Source organism: Pseudoalteromonas holothuriae (assembly GCF_945859825.1).
GTDB lineage: Bacteria > Pseudomonadota > Gammaproteobacteria > Enterobacterales > Alteromonadaceae > Pseudoalteromonas > Pseudoalteromonas holothuriae.
The window spans coordinates 1-1,853 of sequence record NZ_CAMAPC010000060.1 but is presented as its reverse complement, the minus strand read 5'-3'; the positions used below and the strand labels follow the sequence as shown (position 1 = coordinate 1,853).

Genomic DNA, 1,853 nt, shown 5'->3' with positions numbered 1-1,853 from the left:
AGTTGGTTGCATGTACGGGTCGTGTATGGAATTGCTATGGCCCGACGGAGGCATCAGTGTGGTCGATGGTGAGTGAGGTGACACCATCTTCAGTACAGGCAGGTTCAATTTTACTGGCAAACTCTTTGCACAATTATCAGCATTATATTTTAGATACGCATCAACAGCTGTTACCGGTTGGGAGTATTGGTGAGCTGTACATAGGGGGCGCCGCGTTGGCGCGAGGTTATCTGAATCGCCCGGTGTTGACAGAAGAACGTTTTATTGCTCACCCGTTTGCCAGTGAATACAAAATGGCGGAGGATGCTCGCTTGTACAGAACAGGTGACTTAGTACGTTATTTACCAGATGGCAGCATGGAATTTATAGGGCGTGTTGATGAACAGGTAAAAGTGCGAGGCTACCGTATCGAGCTGGGAGAGGTAGAGGCGCAGTTATCGGAGATAGAGAGTATCGTATCGGCGGTGGTACAGGTATCCGATAAGCAGACCCATCTGGTGGGTTATGTCATGGCAGACAAAGAAGTCGAGGACGAGAATGAATGGTTGCGGGTTATTAAGTCATCGCTGCAGGAGTCGTTACCAGATTACATGGTGCCTTCAGCCTTTGTGGTGATGAGGCAGTGGCCATTAACCCCCAATGGAAAAATAGACCGAAAGGCACTTGCTGGGGCTGATGTGGCCATTATGCAAAGCCAGTATGTTGCACCAAAGACGGCGTTAGAAGAGACACTGGTTGAGATATTTGCAGAGCTACTTAACCTTGAATCAGACAAAATCAGTACTACAGCGAATTTCTTTGAGCTGGGTGGACATTCGTTATTGGCAGTGAGGTTAATTAGTGCAATTTGCCAACGCTTTGAGTTGGATGTGTCTATAAAAGAAATTTTTCAAGTCAATAACCTTGCAGACTTAAGTGCGTTTATTGAGCGGCAACTAAATTATCGTGAAGCTCTATTGGAAGACGATATGGCGGAGTCGGGTAAGGAGATCTTAATATGAATCAGATAGATAAATTATTGAATGAATTAATTCAAGTCGGTGTAAAAGTAGGTATTACGGATGATAAAAATCTTAGGCTTACTGGTAATGTAGAAGGCCTAGATACTGAATTAATTAGCCAAATTAAGAAAAATAAAAGTGCGATTATTAACTGGACTAAAAGCCAAAAAAGAACTGCAAGTGCGCGGATTATTGAAGCTAGAGGCGAACAGGCACCACCTGCTTTAGCATCGTTTTCACAACAGCGTTTGTGGTTTATAGATCAACTACAAGGGGGCAGCAGCGAGTACAACATGCCAACGGCCCTATGTGTTAAAGGCGCATTTGATATAGATGTGGCTAACCGAGCGATGCAGCGTATCATTGCGCGCCACGAGATTTTACGCACAGTACTTAAAGAGACTGAGCAAGGCACCGTACAGGTGGTCACAGAGCAGGTTGCATTTGCATTTACTTCTTATGACTTAAGTGGCTTAGAGGCCCTAGAGCGAGAGGCTGCGATTCAGTTGCACGTTGCTGAGCATGCCAAAGCGGCCTTTGTGCTGAATGAAGATGTGATGATCAGAGGGGCCTTTATAAACATCAGTACAGATCCACAACAGCCAGAAGGGATTATGCTGTTTAATATGCACCATATCGTTTCTGATGGCTGGTCTAGAGGGATATTGGTGAATGAATTTGTCACTTTGTACGATGCGTTTAAGCAACATAAACCCGATCCATTGGCACCGTTGGCTATTCAGTATGCCGATTATGCGCATTGGCAACATACTTACCTCAAAGGTGAGGTGTTGGATGAACAGCAGCACTATTGGCAAGCACAGTTAGCAGATGTACCTGTGGTGCACGGCC

Annotated in this window: 2 protein-coding genes; both read left to right on the top strand. The window is 45.2% G+C overall.

The features are described 5' to 3' along the window. The coding region (locus OCI93_RS20825; protein ID WP_261627247.1) for a non-ribosomal peptide synthetase at positions 1 to 1,001 on the top strand (1,001 nt) is incomplete at its 5' end. Continuing rightward, positions 998 to 1,853, top strand: an 856-nt coding sequence (locus OCI93_RS20820; RefSeq protein ID WP_261627246.1) for a condensation domain-containing protein, incomplete at its 3' end; no start/stop codon positions are given. The genes OCI93_RS20825 and OCI93_RS20820, both read left to right, overlap by 4 nt.